Annotated in this window: 2 protein-coding genes; both read right to left on the bottom strand. The window is 37.3% G+C overall.

The window, feature by feature from the left end; genetic code table 11:
- Positions 1 to 853 precede the first annotated feature (853 nt).
- Complete coding sequence (locus GQY27_RS21145) at positions 854 to 1135, bottom strand: hypothetical protein (protein WP_160037238.1); 282 nt, start codon at positions 1133 to 1135, stop codon at positions 854 to 856.
- Positions 1087 to 1425: a sigma factor-like helix-turn-helix DNA-binding protein gene (locus GQY27_RS21140; protein ID WP_236570686.1), complete on the bottom strand. Its 339-nt coding sequence runs from the start codon at positions 1423 to 1425 to the stop codon at positions 1087 to 1089. Before GQY27_RS21140 ends, GQY27_RS21145 begins: the two co-directional genes overlap by 49 nt.
- Positions 1426 to 1814 lie beyond the last annotated feature (389 nt).

The raw sequence follows: 1814 nt of genomic DNA, 5'->3' as shown, positions 1-1814 counted from the left end.
AATCCTGCGAATTCATGAGCCAGAGTGAGTTATTTAAATCATTTCGAGGGAGTTTAACTCTAGAAAATGGTTTCATTTTGTGAGTCAAGCTTTTTTGAAAATCCAATAGAGCGATAAAATAAATCAGCTTCACAATTATCAGTCTTTAATACAAGCATTATATAGTGATTTCTGGCTCAGCAATAATTGAATCCATTAGCTTACTGCATTAAATTACAGGTATCTAGATTTCTCACTTTTACTATTATACATCCATTCACCTAACTCACCCCCGTGGTTTTCCACACGCTGTAATTCCATCTAATCGGTAATCGGACTATGTTCTTGTCCATTCCGGCAATCGGTACAAGTTCTTGTCCTTGGCTCGTGACAAGAACTTGTACCGATAAAATAAAAAAGCTGCTAAAATAGCGACTTCAATGGGACCATGTTCTTGTCCCTCGACAACTCGGTATACCCTTTGATCAAAAGTACATTTCCTCTCCAATTCTTTGCTAGAGTACTTATTGATGAGCTTGTTATAGCCATTGAATGGGAACACAGTTCCTGTTCAATATACTTTAGAGCAATGAAGCTGGTCCCTTGACCATAAAGCAGCCTTTAGCGTTTCAGTCATTCTAAAGAAACTTACCACCTTAACTTAGATATTCGTCTGATCGGTAATGGGAATAAGTTCTTGTCCTTGGCTCGTGACAAGAACTTGTACCGATAAAACAAAAAAGCCGCTAAAATAGCGACTTCAATGGGACCATGTTTTCGTCCCTCGACAGCATGATAATAACAAAAAAGTGCCAACATCGAAATGTCATTGTCAGCACCCCTCTATATTACATATTAAAACTACTTGTATTGTTCATTCTATAGGCAAAGCATACTTTTGTGTGCGATGACGATCACCCTGGCGCTTCACTAGCCAGTCATTCTTTTCGCTTTGAATATACTCAAGCAATTCAACAATGATATGTGACTTGGCATCTTCTTTCGGAATACGTATGGAATTGCTGATTTTTTCGATATCATCCTGATACAATTCAATAATCTGTAGCATAGCTTCCGATTCTTTCTGTCTCGCTTCTTGAAGCAATTTTAAAAATTCACGGTCTGTAATAACTGTTGTAGCATCTTTCTCTTCCATTTGTTCACCGCCTGCTGGCTCATATTTAACTGCAAAGCTACTTCTTTTTCTATTAGATCTTCGACATAAAGTTTGTAAAGAATAGTTCTACCTTGTTTTGGCAGTGTTAAAAGAAGGTCTTTAACCAGGATTCTACTATCCCAATTGTCCGTGCGGTATGATGCCTCAGGAGTGCCATTAAATAAAGATAGTTCCTGCTTTCGTTGTTTCTTTTCGTGATACTGCAGACGCCAACCAATCCGATAGACTTCACTACGAAACCGTTCAACCATAAAATCTTGCTTTTCCACTGCTGATCTCCCCTTCTGCAACTATGCTTGTGATTAGGAGTTCCTAGATGGCTATTCTTATTTATAGAACGTATGTTCCTATTTTATCACAAAAAAACATATTTTAACAGTTGGTAAATTTCAAGTATGTATAAAATGGTCTGAAAATTGAAATCCTTTGCTTTTATTTATAACATTGTTAATTAAAAAAGAGCAGCGTACATATCGCGTTGCTCTTGCTTTAGTTAATAATGTTGTTTACTTTGTTTGTTCCATTTCGTCTTCTGGATAAACTTCTTTGTAGTTCTTCATCAAACTCTTGTCCCCTACAAAAAAGGACTCGACAACAGGAAGAGCTTCGATAGTATATTCTACACCGTTCTTGACTCCGCCTCCTCCGTCCATCTTTC

The organism is Paenibacillus sp. An7, from assembly GCF_009870785.1.
In the GTDB taxonomy this organism is placed as follows: Bacteria; Bacillota; Bacilli; order Paenibacillales; family Paenibacillaceae; genus Paenibacillus.
This window is presented reverse-complemented; position numbering and strand designations above follow the sequence as displayed.

Excerpts from the sequence above, each read along its gene's own strand:
- GQY27_RS21145 (WP_160037238.1), bottom strand. The coding sequence starts at position 1,135 with ATGGAAGAGAAAGATGCTACAACAGTTATTACAGACCGTGAATTTTTA.